The following is an 18,171-nucleotide window of genomic DNA, read 5'->3' as shown; positions in this document are numbered from 1 at the left end:
CACTAACTGAACGCTTCTAGCTATCGCTACAATGCATCGTATCATTAATGATATCTAGCTTAGAACGCTGGGATGACAGCGCCTTTGTACTGCTCTTCGATGAATTTTTTAGTATCATCGGAAGTCAGTGCTTTAGCCAGCTTTTGGATTGCTTCGGAATCTTTGTTGTCTTCGCGGGCTACCAGGTAGTTGGCATATGGTGCGCTGCTATCTTCTACAACCAGTGCGGATTTTGGATCGATTTTTGCTTCCAGTACATAGTTCATGTTGATCATCGCCATGTCTACTTGATCTAGCTGACGAGTCAGCATCGCTGCATCCATTTCTTTAAATTGCAGGTTTTTCGGATTGGAGGTGATGTCTTTCGTTGTAGAAGTAATATTTGTTTTGTCTTTCAGCTCGATCAGGCCGTTGTTAGCGAGCAGAATCAGTGCGCGTGCGCCGTTGGATACTTCGTTTGGAATCGCGATTGTTGCACCTTCAGGCAGCTGATCCAGTGAAGTGTACTTTTTGGAATAACCACCGAATGGCTCGATGTGTACGCCCTGTACGATAACCAGATTCATGCCACGGGATTTATTTTGCTCATCCAGGTACGGCTTCGTTTGGAAGTAGTTCGCATCCAGCTTTTTGTCGTTCAGCTGTACGTTCGGCTGAATGTAGTCTGTGAACTCAACAACGTCCAGGTTCACGCCTTCTTTTGCCAGCTCAGGCTTCAGGTGGTTCAGGATTTCCGCGTGTGGTACAGCTGTAGCGCCAACACGCAATGTTACCGCTCCATTACTGTCTGTACCAGAAGCAGCATTAGAATTATCCGCTTTGTTTCCGCAAGCAGCGACAACCGCTACGAGCATAATGCTAACGAGTGCAAGCAACCATTTTTTCATTGTAAGTTCCCCTTTTCGCTTCTATTTTATATATGATAATAATTCCATAAACTCATTATTCCTACCCGATAACTGGATTATCGGCGTGAAAAATGAATAACAAGACGATCACCCAGCATTTGCAGCGCCTGTACGATAATAACCATCAGCACAACTGCTACGAGCATAACGCCCATATCATAGCGATAATAACCGTAGTTAATTGCCAGCGTACCTAAGCCGCCAGCCCCGATCATACCTGCCATTGCGGTATTCGATACGAGCGCAACGACGGTTACCGTCAAGCCTGCCAGCAGACCCGGCATCGCTTCACGTAGCAGTACGCGACCAATAACCTGTCCAGTGGATGCTCCCATCGCATACGCAGCCTCGATCACACCACGATCAACTTCACGCAATGCGGTCTCGACCAGTCGTGCAAAGAATGGCGCAGCTGCAATAACGAGCGGCGGAATGGTTCCCAATACACCAATCGTTGTACCGACGAGCAGATCGGTCAGCGGCAGCAAGGCTACGATCAGGATGATGAAGGGCACCGAGCGCAGGATGTTCACGATGACTGAGATCACGGAGTACACACCTTTGAGCACCGGCGAAGTCGAGCGCGATGTCATAAATAGCATAATACCGAGTGGCAATCCGATCAGTAAGGTAAACAATCCAGAGGCACCGATCATTTGTAGTGTTTCAATCGTTGCCGTACCAAATTCATTCCAGTCAATCTGGGAAAAATCCAGTTCACCAAAATTACTCATGATTCCATCACCTCCACATTCAGACCTTTTGCCGTCAGCTTGTCCAGCGTCTGCTGGATGGCATCTGGCGCTCCGTCAAAGCGTACGATCAATTGACCGTATGGCACACTTTTGAGTGTGGATATCGTTCCCTGTAAGATGGCAAAGTCTACGCCAGTCTCACGTACGGTACGCGACATGATGGATTCATACGTCTTATCACCGAGGAAGGAAATCTTCACAGCCAGCGATGATTCACTGTGTGGCCCAGCAAGCACAGCATCTAGCAGCTCACTATGGCTGGATTCACGAGTGATAAAATCACGTGTGATCGGATGCTGCGGCTTCAAAAACACCTCAGCGACAGGCCCCTGCTCTACAATACCACCCTGATGAATCACCGCGACACGATCACAAATGCTTTGAATGACATTCATCTCGTGTGTGATCAGTACAATCGTCAGGTTGAAGCGCTGATTAATATCAAGCAGCAGCTTCAGGATGGAATCGGTAGTCTGTGGATCAAGCGCAGAGGTCGCTTCATCACAGAGCAGTACATCCGGGTCACTCGATAGTGCGCGAGCGATGCCGACACGCTGCTTCTGACCACCAGACAGCTGGGCTGGATATTTCTGTGCGTGTGCTTCCAATCCAACGAGCTTCAATAACTCATCAACCCGAGTACGGATGTTCTTTTCTGGTGTCTTAGCCAGACGAAGTGGGAAAGCAATGTTATCATAGACCGTTGCCGATGATAGCAGATTAAAATGCTGAAAGATCATACCGATCTTGCGGCGGCGTGCCTGCAATGCTCCCTTGCCCAGCTTGGTCAGATCTACACCATCGATCCAGATATGACCTGATGTTGGACGTTCTAGCAGATTAATACAGCGAATGAGTGTACTTTTACCTGCTCCTGAATGTCCGATTACTCCGAAAATCTCACCTTTTTCAATGGATAGATCCAGATCGCTCAGTGCGGGCGTTGTATTTTTACCTTTACCATAAACTTTGGTTACATGTTCAAGACGAATCAAGCTTGAGGTCCTCCTCCCGGTTGTCGGTCTGCATGCGATTTCGTTCAATCTATTTTCAGCCGGTTCTTTTTATACACAAAAAGAGCCCATTTTCTGCAGAAAAGGGCTCTCTATCCGTAAGATATTGCCTTCTCATCTGCCAAAATCACAGACTGTTCCATTGCTGTACAGCCGTCATTTTGTAGGATTTAGCACCATGTCATTTTGAAAAGGCAAGCTGCCATTCTCAAAATCGGTTGCCGGGCTTCATCGGGCCAGTCCCTCCACCACTCTCGATAAGAAAATATGAAAACATCGAATGAAAATCTTTACTCAGTATATTGAACTTCACAATCTTTGTAAAGTGCAAAATGGGGATTTTTCATTAATTTCTGCAAATGTTCATTTTGGGATTAAGCTGGGGGGAGTAGACGGGGGGTGCATGTGGTTGTTTGGCAGCAACCACTTCGGGAAGGAATAAGGGGACGGACTCAGTGGAGCCGCGGGAATCTACGGATTAGGAATTTACTGTAGATTCCCGCCCCTCCAAAATCGTCCTTTCCCCTTATTTCCTTCCCTTCGTTCTGTGCGTGTGCGGGTAGAGCTCATGCAATAGTGGTAGGGTGGTGTACAACCCAGCTTTATAAGAGGGGAGTGGGTAAGTAGGTAGGTTGTTAGGGTGTTAATTTGCTAGATTGTAAAATTGTTTATGGGGATGGATTGAGTATGGAGATGTTGAGTTGTAAAAAAGCTGTACTTCGGCGCATGAGAACGTCGGAGTACAGCTTTGGGGAAGGCTTATTATATTGGCTCGTTTACATTTATTGTCTTTTAAATTAACGAGTTACAGGGACGCCGGGGTTGTTGGGTTTTTGTTGGTGTACGTTGGATTCGGCGTATGATTTGCGGCTTAGTTGCCAGGTTCGGAGGCTCATGTAGCAGAGGATACCGAACAGGAACTGGATGAGCAGGGTATGTGCCATCGTTGCGAAGAAGTAGACTTCTGGCACGTCCATGGTGAAGATGTTAACTGCGCCGCTTACGAATTGCAGTAGGATGAATACGACGGCAACGATACCCATTTTACGGATACTTGGGTTGTTTGGGTGGTGACGATAGGCGTAGTGACCGAGAATGGCGATCACGATGACCAGTGCAAGTGCTGCTGCACGGTGTAGAAAGGCTACGCCAACGCCGCCGGATAGCTCAGGGATAACGGCACCGTTACAGAGCGGGAAGCCGGAGCAGCCGCCGCGGGAATCGGTGTGTGTTACGAATGCACCTGTATATACGACGATATACGTAAAGATGGTTGCGAACCATGTCAGGTTACGGAAGCCTTTGCTGACAGGTGGCTGGTTCTCGTAGGTATGTGTACGCTGATATTTATGCAATCTGCGTGCCGTGAACGCCATCAGCATGGAGCTGGAGAAGGCGATCATAGAGAAGCCGAAGTGCAGTGCCATGATTGCTGAGGACTGAGAAAATACTACAGCCAATGCGCCCATAATGGCTTGTAATACAACAAAGATTAGAGTAAGTACCGCATAAAGGCGTAATTCTTTATTTTTGTTAAAAAACATAAAACCGATGAATGAAAATAGTGCTGTCAAACCTGCAAAACCACTAACCAGACGGTGAGTGTATTCGATCAGGGAAGCAATCGTATGTGCTGGTATAAATTCTCCATGACACAGAGGCCATTCTGCCCCACAGCCCATACCTGATTCGGTCTTGGTCACGACCAGACCACCCATTGTTGCGAGGAACATAGCCAAACAGGTTATATAGCTTAACCATTTCAAATGCTGAATCGTTATCAGTGGCTTACGTGCCATAATTAAAATCACCCGCTATTAAATTAGTAGTGACGTTCATGTGAAGTCACTATTCATTATAGCGAATCTAGCGTCATTACTACCATCGGGTTTGTGACAAATCGTTGATCTATTTATAACCATTTTGAGACGCTGTAGCGATTGTATAACGTTCCTAATTACAGCCTATATACATTGTAGTTAGTAAGACGAGATAAACAGGGATAAATATAGTAAGTAGATACTCTTGCAGCATACATATTTGGTGTTAGAAGCTTAGTCGCAGTGGAGCTGGACGTTCGGCTTCCTATTACCTTATAACTGAAAAAAAAGAATGATCTCCGATTTGCTCAGAGACCATTCTTTTTTTATTGTTTTACATCGTATTGTTATTGCACAGTTTATTCTGCCGCTTACGCCTTCAACGCCCCGTACACCTCAACCGCACGATCCAGGAACTGTTCAATCTCCTGGCGCGATTTGCGGGCTTTGTTTACGAAACGGATCAATTCTTTACCATTCGCATAAGCGACAAAGCTTGGAATGCCCAGAATATTCTGTTCCTGACTCACATCGCCCACACCGTCTACATCCACTTCAACGAGACGCAGGCGATCGCTATATTGCTGCTCCACCTCTGGCATGAATGGATCAATAAATTTACAATCGACACACCAGTCGGCTTTGAATACTGCAATCGTCAGCTCAGGTGAAGCAATCGTTGTATGGAAGCTTTCGCTTGTATTAATGGTTTGCATATCTTTTCCTCCTCATAAGAAATATGAATGAATCGCTAAGGCATAGGGGTCATTCAAAGATATTCGTTTTGCAAATATCAATACCCTATTTCGAACGTTCTGTCTGCCGTTTGTTGTATTACGCTATATCCATATCGACAGACATCCCAACCATTTGATCCCTTTAATCCAGATGTTCAGCCACGCTGGAGTCGCATCAACGGCGCCAGTACTCTACGCAGTGGACGCGGATAGGAGGATAGCTCCTCCGAGCGTACTACACGCAGCAGAACGAGCAAGACTGGATAGATAACCAGTGTCGCTACACCTACCATACAACAACCGATGAAAAATGCAACCCTGTGGTTCATCCATGCAGTCAGCGCAATGCCTGCTTGGTTACACAACAAGCCTGCTACAGTCAGCACCGCAATCGTCACAAGGAAGCCGATCCAGCGATTGCCTAGCACAGAGAATGCAACGACCTGACGCAGTGAGCGCAGATTAAGTATCGTGATCAGCAGGAAGCAAAGACCTGTTGCAGTGATGATACCGTAGATACCGAGCAGTGGCGCCAGCAGTACACTCAGCAGCAGCTTCACAGCAATCCCACATAATACATGTACCATCGACAGATTGACTTTATTAATCCCGATCAGCATCGAGTTCGTCGTCATCATCGTAATCTGGAAAATCGTGCCGAGCGTCAGCAATGCGATAATGCCTGCGCCCTCTGTGTTACTAAACAACAGACCATTAATCGAATACGCCGCTGTTGTGAGCATCAGCACGATTGGAATACCCGTCAGCACCGAAATGCGTAGCGCGAGTGAAATCTGGCGTTTCAGATTATCCTCTTCCTTCCGTGCATACGCTGCGGAAATGACCGGAATGAGCGATGTACTGAGTGCAATCGCCAGAATTGGCGGAATACCCGCAATACTTTGTGCACGCGTACCGAGAATACCGAGTGCGGCTGTTGCCGCTGCATCCCCTACATTGCCGATCAATAACGGCTTAATGAGCGTTCCATCGATAAAGTTGACCGCTGGAATCGTCAGAGACGAGATCACAATCGGAATCGATAATTTAAAAATATCGCCGTAAATTTGACGAAGTGGGATAATCGTTTCAGAGCCTGTACGCTCTATCCCTATGCGGTTCGCCGCATCCTGCTTGCGCAGCTTCAATGTGTAATAGACCATTACGAGAAATGCCCCTACACTACCAAGTACGCTACCAAACGACGCGCCTGCCGCCACCTCTGTATCGCCATATCCAATACGTAATAGCACATAAGCGAGCACAATCGCTGTAAATACACGTGCAAATTGCTCGATGATCTGCGAAATACCACCAGCGGACATCATATTACGTCCCTGAAAATATCCGCGCATCATCGCAATCGCCGGGAACAGCAGCAGGGATGGTGCAATTGCCTGAAGTGACAATGCCGCAGCAGGCTCTTTGGCCAGTGCTGCATAATAAGGTGCCCCGATATACATCAGCAGTGTCATTACAATCCCTGCTCCACCTGCAAATAACAGCGCCGCATAATAAATGCGCTGCGCTTCATGTGGACGTCCCAGTGCATAGCGTTCGGACACCATTTTACTCAATGTGCTCGGTATTCCCGCAGTCGCTACCGCCAGCAGCATCAGATAAACGTTGTTGGCAAGTGTAAACGAAGCGTCCCCGGAGAAGCCGAGCATATGCTCCAGCGGCACCCGCTGGACAAGGCCAAGCACACGCGCTACCAGCGCAGCGGCTGCCAGAATAATCGTACCTTTAATGAATGATTCGCCTTTAGACAAAATAATTCCCCTTCTCTCACACTTCATGGATCATCAAACGAAGATGATCATAACTTCGCATGGTACAGCCAGATGAATCCGTATGTACAGCCCACTGTCACCAGCGGATCATGCCAAAAAACCGGAAGGCTGATTGGCCTTCCGGTCGTGTTGTTACGTCAGCATTTCTATTATAGACATGGATGGGTACGCTTCGCAATGCGACATATGAAAAGGACTCGCCTAGCTATTACTGAATCCCGATCCAAGTAATCCAGAAAATCCAGATCCCGATCATCGCCAGCTGTAAAATGATTTTAACAACTGCACTGGCGAACAAGCCTAGCACCGTTCCCCAGCCTACACGTAGCGCACTGTTCACATCCCGCCCTTGAATCAGCTCAGCAGCTACCGCACCGATCAATGGGCCGAGAATTAGACCAAATGCGGGGATTACCCACGGCCCTACAATCAGACCAACAACGGACAAAATAATCGCTAATCGCGAGCCGCCGAATTTTTTCGTTCCATAGGCACCGACCAGATAATCAGCTACTACCAGTACAACTACAATCAGCGTCTGAATGATCCAGAACCACACATCGTATCGATCAAATGTGAAAAACCAACCATATACGAAAAAGGCAAAATAGATCGCGACCACCGAGGGTAGCACCGGATACACGGTACCGATCATACCGATAATAAACAGGGCAATGACCAGCGTCCAACCTACAATTTCAAGCACCATGAATTGTCTCTCCTTGTATAGGTACAACAAACTGCACCTGACGAATGTTCATCTTAGAAGCAAGATGTAATCTTTGTATACCTATATACTGCTCAGGTGACACATTCGTTTCAAAAACATGGTTTGTACAAACATAGATACTTTAACGATGAAGTCGGCTCGTTTCGTTTAACCTGTCTGCGACGACGATCGTCAATGCGATTTATAGTGAGTATGATGAGTAATCAATACGATCTATAATGAACACGATCGGCAATCGATGAGATCCAGGGTATATGGATCATGCTCATCTATTTCTCACTTCCTATCGCCTTCGATTACACGAGGATATGATCACGAATCACTTCGACGATTCCATCCTCATTGTTGCTGGCGACTACGAGATCAGCCTCCTGCTTGACCGTATCCTGTGCATTGCCCATCGCTACGCCCAGACCTACCGCTTGAATGACTGCCAGATCGTTCAGGCTATCGCCAACCGCAACGACCTCAGACATATCGATATCGAGCAGCTTGCACACTTCAGCGATGCCTGTCGCTTTGTTAATACCGAGTGGATTGATCTCCAGATTGTCAGGTGAGGAGTTGGATACCTCCAGACCGCCCATCTGCTGCAACTCCATCAGAATATCATGACGAAGCTCATGATCCTTTGTATTATAGCCAAATTTCAGCCATTCGATATCTTCAAATGCCTGCTCCTCCTGCAACCATTGATCCCGATTGTACAGACGCTCCACAGAGTATGCCCAGAACCAGACTTCCTTTTCGACAGCCAGTTCGTGCATACGACGCACAGCAGCAGGATCCAGCAATGTACGGCGATACAGCTCACGGGGAGATTTCCACACTTCGCTACCATTTACCGTAACCATCGGTGTTTCCAGTCCAAGCTCCTGTCCGTAAGGCAGTGCACTGCTGGCAGCGCGTCCAGTCGACAGGCAGACATGAATACCTTCGTCCATCGCTTTATGAATCCATTTGCTCGTCTCTAGCGAGATTTCATGATCATCATTGAGTAGTGTTCCATCCATATCCAGTGCAAGTAATTTGTATTTACGAGTTGTCATCGTCATGCTTCTCCTCCATCCATTCGGGTCGATCTCGCCCGATGCTTTGTCTCTACCTGTGGCTTATGCATAGCTTGCCTGACTTCTGCCTTCTGTAACCCGTTCCAGCTTGTACATATACAAGCAAAGAGTCGCTAAGCATATTCATCCATATGAGCATAAGTGTAGCATACTATTCTTTAGCCTCTCAAAAGTTTTTGTAAACTGTAGATGAAGTTTTGAGGCTTTCATTCAATCCGCATGACACCAACCACACCCTTACTGAAATTAAGCTGCCAGACGACGCTGACGCCATTTACGAAGCAATAGGCCATGCCGTGGAGACAAAAGAAATGTCAGTACAAACAGTACACCTGCTGTCGTAACGATGCTACCACCAATCGAGGCATTCCATACATAAGCAGCTCCATACCCAAGCACCGAGCTTGCGATCCCTGCGACAACACTATATAGAAGCATCATGCCCAGTCGATCTGTCCATAAATAAGCTGTCGCTGCTGGAATAATCAGCATCCCTACAACTAGAATTGCACCGACACTTTCAAACGAAGCAACCGATGTCATCGATACGAGCCCCATCAGCATATAGTGAAATAGCATCACCGGAATGCCGCATGCCGCCGCCAGCGCTGGATCGAAGGCAGTGAGCTTAAATTGCTTATAAAATAACATCAGTAATATCACCACTGCCATTAGTGCAAAGCCAAGCATCCACACCGAGCGCGGCCCCATATCTGTCCCGTTCCATGTCCATGTATCCCACTGCACATAAGCAATTTCTCCAAATAATACACAGTCCAGATCCAGATCGATATTGCGTGCATTCAAGCTAACGATAATCACGCCAACCGCAAACAGGGCTGTGAAAATAATCCCGATCGACGCATCCGATTGTACACCTGAGCTGCGTAGCCACTGAATCAGAAACACAGACAGCAAGCCCAGCAGTGTCGCACCGATCATCATCGCGACTGAATCACGTCCACCGCTAAATAAAAAGGCAATTGCGATACCCGGCAAAACGGCATGGCTAATCGCATCACCGATCAATGCCATTTTACGCAAAATCAAAAAGCAGCCTAACAAACCACAGCTAGCTGACATTAAGATCGCTGTGAGTAAAATCCAAAAGTCACTACTCATGGGCTGTACCTCCCTGCTGCCATTGCTGACGTGCACGCCGCTGACGCAGACTTTTCCCCACCCAGCCGCGCTGCGGTGCCAGCAATGCGGAGACAGCGAACACGATCGTGGCAGATAACACCGTCACGGGCCCTGTAGGTAGTCCAGTCACCATACTGCTCCAGAAAGTGCCACTGAATCCGCTACATGCACCAAATATACCCGCAAGCAGCAGCATGACAGATAGCTTATCTGTCCAGTAACGCGCCGCCACCGCCGGGGTGATCAGTAGCGCGGACATGAGCACCACGCCCACCGCCTGAATACCTGCGACAACGACAAGCACCGTCAATAGCAGCATCAATTGCTCCAGTCGAGCGACAGGCCAGCCGAGTCCACGGGCAAAGCCCGCATCAAAGCTAATTAGCTTAAAGGGCTTATACAGCAACAGGCATAATAAAAGCAGCAGACTGCTAATGCCTGCAAGCATATACACATCCTCACGCATCATTGATGCCGCCTGACCGAACAGGAACTTATCCAGACCACTTTGACCGCCATCTCCACTATGCTGAATACGTGTTAGTAGCATGACGCCGATCCCAAAAAATAACGATAGTACGATGCCCATCGCTGCATCCTGCTTAATACGCGAATGGGCGGCAATCCAGCGAATGCCAAAGGTAGCGATCGCACCAGCGATTAGCGCACCGAGCAGAAAACCAACCGTTGATTTGACACCAGTGAGCATAAACGCAATACAAATCCCCGGTAATGCAGCATGTGCCAGCGCATCGCCGATCAGGCTGCGCTTTTGCAGCAGCATATAGCTACCGATCAGCCCACTACTCAGACCAAGCAACATACAGCCAGCAACGATCCAGCGCATATTGGGGTCTGTCCATATCATCCATAGTGCATCCATCGCCAGTCCTCCTGTTTCGTGATATGAATGTAGCTATTGCTACACGGTATCGTTATTTTCCAGCCCGGTTATTTTCCAGCCAGTAAGATGCCCTGCTGATCATTTCCTTGCAAAAATGCCATTTTGCCACCATACGTCTGCTGTAACAGCTCAGGTGTAAATGTATGCTCTACCGCCCCTCCCGCAATCAGCTGGCGATTGAGCAGCAACACATCATCGAAATATGCTTGCACAGTGGATAGATCATGATGCACGACGAGCACTGTTTTCCCCTGCTGCTTCATTTGTTCTAATAAGGTGATGATCGCTTTCTCTGTTAGGGCATCCACGCCAGCGAACGGCTCATCCATCAAATACAGATCCGCCTGCTGGGCAAGCGCGCGTGCTAGAAATACACGCTGCTGCTGGCCGCCAGATAGCTGACTGATCTGTCGGCCTGCATAATCGGCCATGCCCACCTGATCCAAACAATGCAATGCGGTCTGGCGTTCGTTTTTGCCGGGGCGACGGAACAGACCCAGTCGTCCGTAGGTGCCCATCAGTACGACATCAAGCGCATCGGTTGGAAAATCCCAATCGACCGACTCACGTTGCGGCACATAACCGATGCGACGACGCTGGCTCTCATACGGCTTACCGAATACCTTTACCTGTCCAGAAAGCGATGGGATCAAGCCGAGAATAGCTTTCAACAATGTGGATTTCCCTGCTCCGTTGGGTCCGAGCAAGCCGATCAAACGCCCTTCTGCCAGCGAAAAAGATACCTGCTGCACGACGGGCTGATGCTGGTACGTAACGGTTAATCCCTGCACCTGTAAAGGACTATCCTCTATATTCGTAGACAGTTTATGATGCTGTTGTAATTTATTTTGGGGCTGTTTCCCGTTGTCTACCGATTGTGGTGCAGACATGGGATCGCTGGAATGAGTAGTAGTGAATGATTTCATCAATAATTCCTCCTTTGGTCATTCTGCTTGTCGTATTCTGTTTGGGTGCCCTATTGCCTGTAGCTATCCACGTATTCGCTGATCTAGCAAAAGATCCGGTTAACGAAGCGCTTCGACAATCGTATTCGTGTTATGTCGTACCATATTGATATAGGTGCCTGCCTCACCGTCCGGTGCGCCCAGTGCATCAGAATACAGTTCACCGCCAAGCTTAACCGTATGACCTTGCCCCGCAGCTCCGGCAATCACGGCTTCCATAGCGCGTGCTGGAATGCTACTTTCGGCGAATACAGCCTTGATCTGACGCTCTACTAGCATATTACGTAGCTCCGCCACATCGCGTGAGCCATATTCCGAAGCAGTACTTAGCCCCTGTAGACCGCGAACTTCCAGACCATATGCCTCTCCATAATAGCCAAATGCATCATGCGCTGTGATTAGCACTCGACCGGACGCTGGTATCATAGCAATTTGCTGCTGCACCTCGCGATGCAGCGCCTCTAGCTGTTGTAAATATGCCTGCGCATTACTCCGATATACCGCTTCATGCTGTGGGTCTGCCTCGATGATCGCATCGCGTGTACGCTCTACCGCCTGACTCCACAGACTTACATCAAACCAGATATGAGGATCATGCTCATTGGCATATTCATCACTTTGCCGCAGTAAGGCTGGATCGATCCGTTCCGTGACAGCAACGACATGCCTGGAACGACTCATTTTATCGAGTATCTTGGTCATACTTCCTTCCAGATGTAGACCGTTGTATAGCACCAGATCCGCATCATCCAGCTTGCGAATATCACCCTGAGAAGCCTTGTACATATGAGGGTCGACACCTGGCCCCATCAGACCGTTTACTTGAACGTGGGAGCCACCAATCTGCTGTGCTGCATCGGCGATCATACCTGTTGTGGCTGTAATGTGTAGTCGCTCATCGTTCGCTTGACCGGATGCATGTTCACCTGTGCAGCCAGGTAGAATGAGTAGTAACAGTAAAATGCCTGCGATCGTACTATATGTCTGCCAGCGTGAGAGACGATTGACATGCTGCTTCTTATATTGTGTACATGAGAGGCTTCGCTTGATCTTCATTAATGGGTATGCCCTCCTCTGGTTAGATTCTGAATGTGTCGAACGATCATTGCATTACACCACATTACACTGCATTACATTGGATTACATTGCGTTCACGTTAACCTTTTAATCTTTGTTTCGAAAGTTTCGCTATCGACGTTTTTTTAGTAAAGGCTATATTTGTTTCCTTAGTGCAAATTTTAAGGTGCAGGGAAAGAAAAAACAAGAATGTAATTTTCAACATAGTGTGGGCTTTTTTATGGCTTAGACTTTTTGAAATGGGAGGATAGAGATTATGTAGTGTCGTGTTGTTGAATAAAGACAAATACAGAATAAAGGATGAGTAGCTGAATTGGCGGCGTATTGAGTTGAAGGCATACAGCATGGATTCCAAGAGACAAAAGTAATGAAGGGAACGAGCAATATTTGTTCTTATCCTGCTATGTTTTGACATACAATATACCGCTCTTACCGATCTATCCAGCACACAGCTTGACCAGACTTTTATCGAACACAAAAAAGCCCTTCGCTTGAGATCGCTAGAGTGGCTAGCATCTGATCTTTAAGCGAAAGGCTCTGGTATTTAGGTTAAGGCTACAGATTGATCGTATATATTATTTCTACATATCGAGTTATTTCTACATATTGAGACTAGCTTGTAACTCTTAATAACTCACCTCATCCAGTCTCTAATGATCCAGTCCTCATTATTGCTCAGTTTCGGCGTTGCCTGTATCTGTCTGAGACTGCTGTTTCTTTGGTACACCATCCAGACCGTATTCCTGATCGTAGGCATCCAAGATTTTCACTGCAACGGGTGCCGCACTACGCGAACCGAAGCCGCCCTCTGGAATGACAACTGCCACCGCGAGCTTAGGATTCTGACGCGGTGCAAAAGCGATGAATACCCCGTTATCGACGATTTTGCCGTATACGGATTGCTGAGATGTACCTGTTTTACGAGCCACATCATAGCGATATCCTTCCAGTACAGCCACCTTACTACGCATCCCGTTAATCACGACGTTCCAATCCTCTGCCGGGAAATCGATCGTATTGATGACTTCACGCTTAAATGTTTTAACCGTATTGCCTTGAGCGTCCGTAATCTTGCTCACAAACTGCGGCTTCAACCGTTCACCACGATTGGCAATCGTTGTAACATACTGGGCAAGCTGTAGTGTCGTATAGCGACCCTGCTGTCCGAACGAAGCGTACGCCATTGCTGCCTGCGCACTACCTGCTGCCTTGATGTTCGTATACTCGCCGCGACCTTCATTTTCATACGGCAAACCGCTCTTGGTCGATACGCCAAGCCCGAATTCTTTCATGTACTTATCCCACACATTGACCGCTTCATTACCATACTTGCTGTATAGCGGCTTACCGATCATATCGATCATGAATGCGTTGGATGATTTTTGAATGGCTGTAGATGGGCTTAGCGAGCCAAGCACTTCTCCGAGTGCATTTCGAACTCTTGTCTCATAGCCTGCACGACCGAACTGGGCATAACCGCGGTCATAGTAGCCTGCATAGGGGCCGAACAAGCCTTCCTTCATCCCGATCAGCACGGTAAGTGGTTTAATAACCGAGCCCATCAGTACGAGTGAAGACGCCCGTTTACCATTATAAATCTCACGGATCGTACCGTTTGGATAATACGACTCGATCGCTTTGAGCTGTTCACTTGTTGGCGACTGCGACCAGATATTCGGATCATAATCCGGCATACTTGCCATCGCTACGACATTCCCTGTATCCACTTCCATCGCCACTGCATAGCCAGTTAATGCATTGCGTGCATACGCGTTGCCACTACGATAAGAACGCAGGAAAGCAATCTGATCCGTAATCGCCTGCTGTGCAGCCAGCTGTACATTTTTATCGATCGTCATCCATAGATTGTAGCCCTTTTGCGGTGGAGTCAGCTCGGAACGGCCATCGACCCGATTCAGTGCATTGACTGGCGTGCTACGTACGCCATTTTTACCACGTAACTCATCCTGGAAGGTATACTCCAGACCATCGACACCGACCAGCTCATTATCGATGTAGCGTTCAGCCGATCCTGTCAGGCGAGCACGATTTTTGTATTTATTCATCGTTGTGCTCACACCGGAAAAGCCTTTTAGATAGCCGACCGCTTGAACCGCCACATGGTCCGGGCTATATTCGCGCACACTTTCCTCGCGCACTTCAATGCCTTGATATTGATCCTTATGCTCCAGGAAATAAGCAATCTCCTTGTTGCTCAGGTCACGCTTGATGCGACGAGGGGTGTAGCCATAGTTCTTTTTATATTCGATGTCCATCGCTTCAATGATCTGATCAGCAGTCATCTTCTTATTCGGATCACCGTACGTATTGAATACCTGCTTCAGATCGCCGACAATCTTTAGAAACTCTGCTTGATTGTCCTCACGGCGATAGTCCTTATTCAGTGTAAAATAAAGCGATTGCGTGGATAGTGAGTACGCAATCCTGCTACCCGATGCATCAAGAATCATGCCACGGCTTGGTAAAATCGGTGTTTCGTTATTCACAATGCTCGATTCTGCTTCGGTTAGCGTTGGCCCTTCTACAAACTGCAAAATCGCCAACCGGACAACTAACACACTAAAAATAAAAAATGTAGCAAAGAAAAAAATATTCAACCGGATCGAAAACTGACGTCGGTTACTCTCTTCAAACTCTTCCGTTTCGGTCGAATTCCATTTTTTCATCTACTGGACAACCCCCCTGAATGTTGTTGTACTCTTGTTGCAAGCCCAGCGCAGCCGCTCGTGAATGAATCATTCGTCCCATGAATGCTTGCTATCTATTCCAAAATATGTAGTCGTTTCTTCATTTTAGCATACAGTCGAAGTGGAACAAAACAGGACTGCTGACCCTGATACCATATTACCCTGTACCTCTTCACTCGCCACAAGCCAAATGTGAAGGATTACGGAAAAAGGTATAAAAAAGAAGCAGGCTAGGTTGCCTGCTTCTTTCACCTTTATAAGACGATTACAAAGTAGTTCAAAACTATTACTAATCGATCACTGATTCGTCGATGTGCTATCTGTTCCGTCTGTGCTCGCGCTTGAATCTGCTGGCTTCTTCGGAACACCATCGAGACCAAACTCCTGATCATATGCATCGAAAATTTTACGTGCGACTGGTGCCGCACTCTGTGCACCAAAGCCACCTTCAGGAATGACAACCGCTACCGCCAACTTTGGATTATCTCGTGGCGCGAAAGCGATGAATACCCCGTTATCCACGGTATGTCCGTAGATCGATTGCTCAGATGTACCTGTTTTACGAGCAATCGGGTATGGGAAATCTTTAAAGGCTGGTACATCGGTTCTCATACCACCAATGACTGTATCCCAGTATTGCTCTGGAAAATTGATCGTGTTCACGACCTGTGGCTTGAACTGTTTCACCACATTACCTTCTGAATCGGTAATTTTGCTTACAAGCTGCGGCTTGAGACGTTTACCTTTATTCGCGATTGTTGTTACATATTGAGCGAGCTGCAAAGTTGTATATTTCCCCTGCTGACCGAACGATGCAAATGCCATCGCTGCCTGCGTACTACCTGCTGCTTTAGTATTCAAGTACTCTCCCGAACCTGCGCTTTCGCCAGGCAGACCACTTTTCGTAGAAACGCCAAGGCCAAATTCCTTCATATATTTATCCCAAACATTAACAGAATCTGATCCATATTTACGATAGAGCGGCAAGCCCACTTTCGCAATCATAAAGGTATTAGAAGAGTGGAAAATCGCTTTGTCTGGTGTAAGGTCACCGTATGGATGACTGCCAGAGTTACGTATTCTCGTTTCATGACCTTCCTTACCAAATTCTGTATAACCAATATCCTGATAATGGGTATATGGTGTAATTAAACCTTCATTCAAACCAATCAGTACGGTTAAAGGTTTGATAACCGAACCCATTAGAACCATTGAAGATGCATGACCTTCGCGATACACTTCCTTGATCGTACCGTTAGCGATGCGATGCTGGATTTCCTGGTATTTATCAGCTGTCATATTCTCCCAGACATTTGTATCATAGTCCGGCATACTTGCCATCGCTATGACACCGCCGGTCTGTACATCCATCGCTACGGCATAGCCAGTTTGCGCATTACGTGCATAGGCTTTACCACTGCGATAGGATTGTAGATAAGAGAGCTGATCGGTAATCGCTTTTTGAGTAACCATCTGCATATTTTTATCGATGGTCAACCAGACGTTGTTCCCTTTTTTCGGAGCAGTTAATTCCGAGCGACCAATCGGACGGTTCAGTGCGTTAACTGGTGTTGTTTTCAGACCGTTCTTTCCGCGCAGATCATCCTGATACGCGTACTCAATACCGTCTACACCAACATACTCGGTTGACAGATATTTCTCGCCTGCTTCCGTCACGCGTGACTTGTTAATATAATGATCCATCGTTGTGCTTACACCACTGAATTGACGTAGGTATCCGACCGTCTGGGTCGCTACCTGATCAGGATCGTAGTGACGAACACTTTCCTCCACAACTTCAATGCCTTTAAACTGATCTTTATGCTCCAAAAAGTGAGCAATCTCGGCATTGGTCAGATTCTTCTTGATTCTGCGTGGTGTATAACCAAATTGAACCTTGGATTCGATATCCATCGCTTTAATGATCTGATCCGCAGTCATTTTCTCGTTTGGATCGCCGTATTTATTAAATACATTTTTCAGCTTACCGACGATTTCATACAGCTCTGGTTTGTTTTGAGGCAGCGTATAGTTTTTAGTCATGGTGAAGTAGAGCGACTGTGAGGATGTGGAGTAGGCGATACGCGCCTTACCAGAAGCATCCAAAATATTCCCGCGAATGGGCGGGATGGGCGTGCTCTTCGTAGAAATGCTCGCTTCCTTCTCTCGTAGCGTCGGCCCCTCGACAAACTGCAAAATCGCCAGCCGGACAATCAGTACAGTGAAGACCATAAACGTAGCAAAAAAGAAGACATTCAGACGGATAGAGAATTGACGCTGATTTCTGAGTTCGCGCTTGGACGACTCATCAATACCCGATTTTTTCATTGCTTGACCTATTCCCTTCTCTTGCGGCATTGCATGATGATGCCTGAATCGTTCAATATGTGTTTGCTTGTGGCAGATCAGCACGATCTACCTTTACTTGTGGACAGGACAACGCCAACAGAACTATATTATCACACGATGAAGTGTGTTGAGAAATTTCGCGAAAAGGTCCGGCGCGCTTCTCCACCGGACCGTCAGCTATTCACATCATACAGCACAA

At 47.3% G+C, this 18,171-nt stretch carries 14 protein-coding genes and 1 riboswitch; all 14 genes read right to left on the bottom strand.

The window, feature by feature from the left end:
• Positions 1 to 59: 59 nt before the first annotated feature.
• On the bottom strand, positions 60 to 887 hold the full coding sequence (locus tag IEX62_RS18055) for a MetQ/NlpA family ABC transporter substrate-binding protein (RefSeq protein ID WP_188776946.1): 828 nt from the start codon (positions 885 to 887) through the stop codon (positions 60 to 62).
• A 77-nt stretch (positions 888 to 964) separates the two neighbouring features.
• Positions 965 to 1,642 (bottom strand): methionine ABC transporter permease, encoded by a 678-nt coding sequence (locus tag IEX62_RS18050; RefSeq protein WP_188776945.1) that lies wholly within the window; start codon positions 1,640 to 1,642, stop codon positions 965 to 967.
• Entirely contained in the window at positions 1,639 to 2,658 is a 1,020-nt protein-coding gene (locus IEX62_RS18045; protein ID WP_188776944.1) for a methionine ABC transporter ATP-binding protein, read from the bottom strand. Before IEX62_RS18045 ends, IEX62_RS18050 begins: the two co-directional genes overlap by 4 nt.
• A 129-nt stretch (positions 2,659 to 2,787) precedes the next feature.
• Positions 2,788 to 2,940: riboswitch (SAM riboswitch) on the bottom strand.
• A gap of 533 nt (positions 2,941 to 3,473) precedes the next feature.
• Positions 3,474 to 4,475, bottom strand: coding sequence for a COX15/CtaA family protein (locus IEX62_RS18040; RefSeq protein ID WP_188776943.1), 1,002 nt, complete (start codon positions 4,473 to 4,475; stop codon positions 3,474 to 3,476).
• A 392-nt stretch (positions 4,476 to 4,867) separates the two neighbouring features.
• Positions 4,868 to 5,212, bottom strand: a complete 345-nt coding sequence (locus tag IEX62_RS18035; protein ID WP_188776942.1) for a thioredoxin family protein — start codon at positions 5,210 to 5,212, stop codon at positions 4,868 to 4,870.
• Positions 5,213 to 5,388: 176 nt separating this feature from the next.
• On the bottom strand, positions 5,389 to 7,005 hold the full coding sequence (locus IEX62_RS18030; RefSeq protein WP_188776941.1) for a putative polysaccharide biosynthesis protein: 1,617 nt from the start codon (positions 7,003 to 7,005) through the stop codon (positions 5,389 to 5,391).
• A 229-nt stretch (positions 7,006 to 7,234) separates the two neighbouring features.
• Positions 7,235 to 7,735, bottom strand: coding sequence for a DUF456 domain-containing protein (locus tag IEX62_RS18025; RefSeq protein ID WP_188776940.1), 501 nt, complete (start codon positions 7,733 to 7,735; stop codon positions 7,235 to 7,237).
• Between the two features lie 317 nt (positions 7,736 to 8,052).
• Positions 8,053 to 8,805 carry a Cof-type HAD-IIB family hydrolase gene (locus tag IEX62_RS18020; RefSeq protein ID WP_188776939.1) on the bottom strand — a complete coding sequence of 251 codons (753 nt, stop codon included), beginning with the start codon at positions 8,803 to 8,805 and terminating at the stop codon, positions 8,053 to 8,055.
• Between the two features lie 267 nt (positions 8,806 to 9,072).
• A complete protein-coding gene (locus IEX62_RS18015) occupies positions 9,073 to 9,948 on the bottom strand; it encodes a metal ABC transporter permease (protein WP_188776938.1) in 876 nt (291 codons plus the stop codon).
• Positions 9,941 to 10,852, bottom strand: coding sequence for a metal ABC transporter permease (locus tag IEX62_RS18010; RefSeq protein WP_188776937.1), 912 nt, complete (start codon positions 10,850 to 10,852; stop codon positions 9,941 to 9,943). Before IEX62_RS18010 ends, IEX62_RS18015 begins: the two co-directional genes overlap by 8 nt.
• 68 nt (positions 10,853 to 10,920) lie before the next feature.
• Positions 10,921 to 11,799: a metal ABC transporter ATP-binding protein gene (locus IEX62_RS18005; RefSeq protein WP_373289157.1), complete on the bottom strand. Its 879-nt coding sequence runs from the start codon at positions 11,797 to 11,799 to the stop codon at positions 10,921 to 10,923.
• 99 nt (positions 11,800 to 11,898) lie between these two features.
• A complete protein-coding gene (locus IEX62_RS18000; protein ID WP_188776936.1) occupies positions 11,899 to 12,894 on the bottom strand; it encodes a metal ABC transporter solute-binding protein, Zn/Mn family in 996 nt (331 codons plus the stop codon).
• Between the two features lie 689 nt (positions 12,895 to 13,583).
• Positions 13,584 to 15,602: a peptidoglycan D,D-transpeptidase FtsI family protein gene (locus tag IEX62_RS17995; protein WP_188776935.1), complete on the bottom strand. Its 2,019-nt coding sequence runs from the start codon at positions 15,600 to 15,602 to the stop codon at positions 13,584 to 13,586.
• Positions 15,603 to 15,920: 318 nt separating this feature from the next.
• Entirely contained in the window at positions 15,921 to 17,951 is a 2,031-nt protein-coding gene (locus IEX62_RS17990; RefSeq protein WP_188776934.1) for a peptidoglycan D,D-transpeptidase FtsI family protein, read from the bottom strand.
• Between the last annotated feature and the right edge of the window lie 220 nt (positions 17,952 to 18,171).

This window comes from Paenibacillus hunanensis (assembly GCF_014645615.1).
Classification (GTDB): domain Bacteria; phylum Bacillota; class Bacilli; order Paenibacillales; family Paenibacillaceae; genus Saccharibacillus; species Saccharibacillus hunanensis.
This window is presented reverse-complemented; position numbering and strand designations above follow the sequence as displayed.

What these genes read in the sequence shown, in the direction of transcription:
- IEX62_RS18055 (WP_188776946.1), bottom strand. Translation starts at nt 887, where the DNA reads ATGAAAAAATGGTTGCTTGCACTCGTTAGCATTATGCTCGTAGCGGTT.
- IEX62_RS18015 (WP_188776938.1), bottom strand. Translation starts at nt 9,948, where the DNA reads ATGAGTAGTGACTTTTGGATTTTACTCACAGCGATCTTAATGTCAGCT.
- IEX62_RS18040 (WP_188776943.1), bottom strand. Translation starts at nt 4,475, where the DNA reads ATGGCACGTAAGCCACTGATAACGATTCAGCATTTGAAATGGTTAAGC.
- IEX62_RS18000 (WP_188776936.1), bottom strand. Translation starts at nt 12,894, where the DNA reads ATGAAGATCAAGCGAAGCCTCTCATGTACACAATATAAGAAGCAGCAT.
- IEX62_RS17990 (WP_188776934.1), bottom strand. Translation starts at nt 17,951, where the DNA reads ATGAAAAAATCGGGTATTGATGAGTCGTCCAAGCGCGAACTCAGAAAT.
- IEX62_RS17995 (WP_188776935.1), bottom strand. Translation starts at nt 15,602, where the DNA reads ATGAAAAAATGGAATTCGACCGAAACGGAAGAGTTTGAAGAGAGTAAC.
- IEX62_RS18025 (WP_188776940.1), bottom strand. Translation starts at nt 7,735, where the DNA reads ATGGTGCTTGAAATTGTAGGTTGGACGCTGGTCATTGCCCTGTTTATT.
- IEX62_RS18050 (WP_188776945.1), bottom strand. Translation starts at nt 1,642, where the DNA reads ATGAGTAATTTTGGTGAACTGGATTTTTCCCAGATTGACTGGAATGAA.
- IEX62_RS18035 (WP_188776942.1), bottom strand. Translation starts at nt 5,212, where the DNA reads ATGCAAACCATTAATACAAGCGAAAGCTTCCATACAACGATTGCTTCA.
- IEX62_RS18010 (WP_188776937.1), bottom strand. Translation starts at nt 10,852, where the DNA reads ATGGATGCACTATGGATGATATGGACAGACCCCAATATGCGCTGGATC.
- IEX62_RS18020 (WP_188776939.1), bottom strand. Translation starts at nt 8,805, where the DNA reads ATGACAACTCGTAAATACAAATTACTTGCACTGGATATGGATGGAACA.
- IEX62_RS18005 (WP_373289157.1), bottom strand. Translation starts at nt 11,799, where the DNA reads ATGAAATCATTCACTACTACTCATTCCAGCGATCCCATGTCTGCACCA.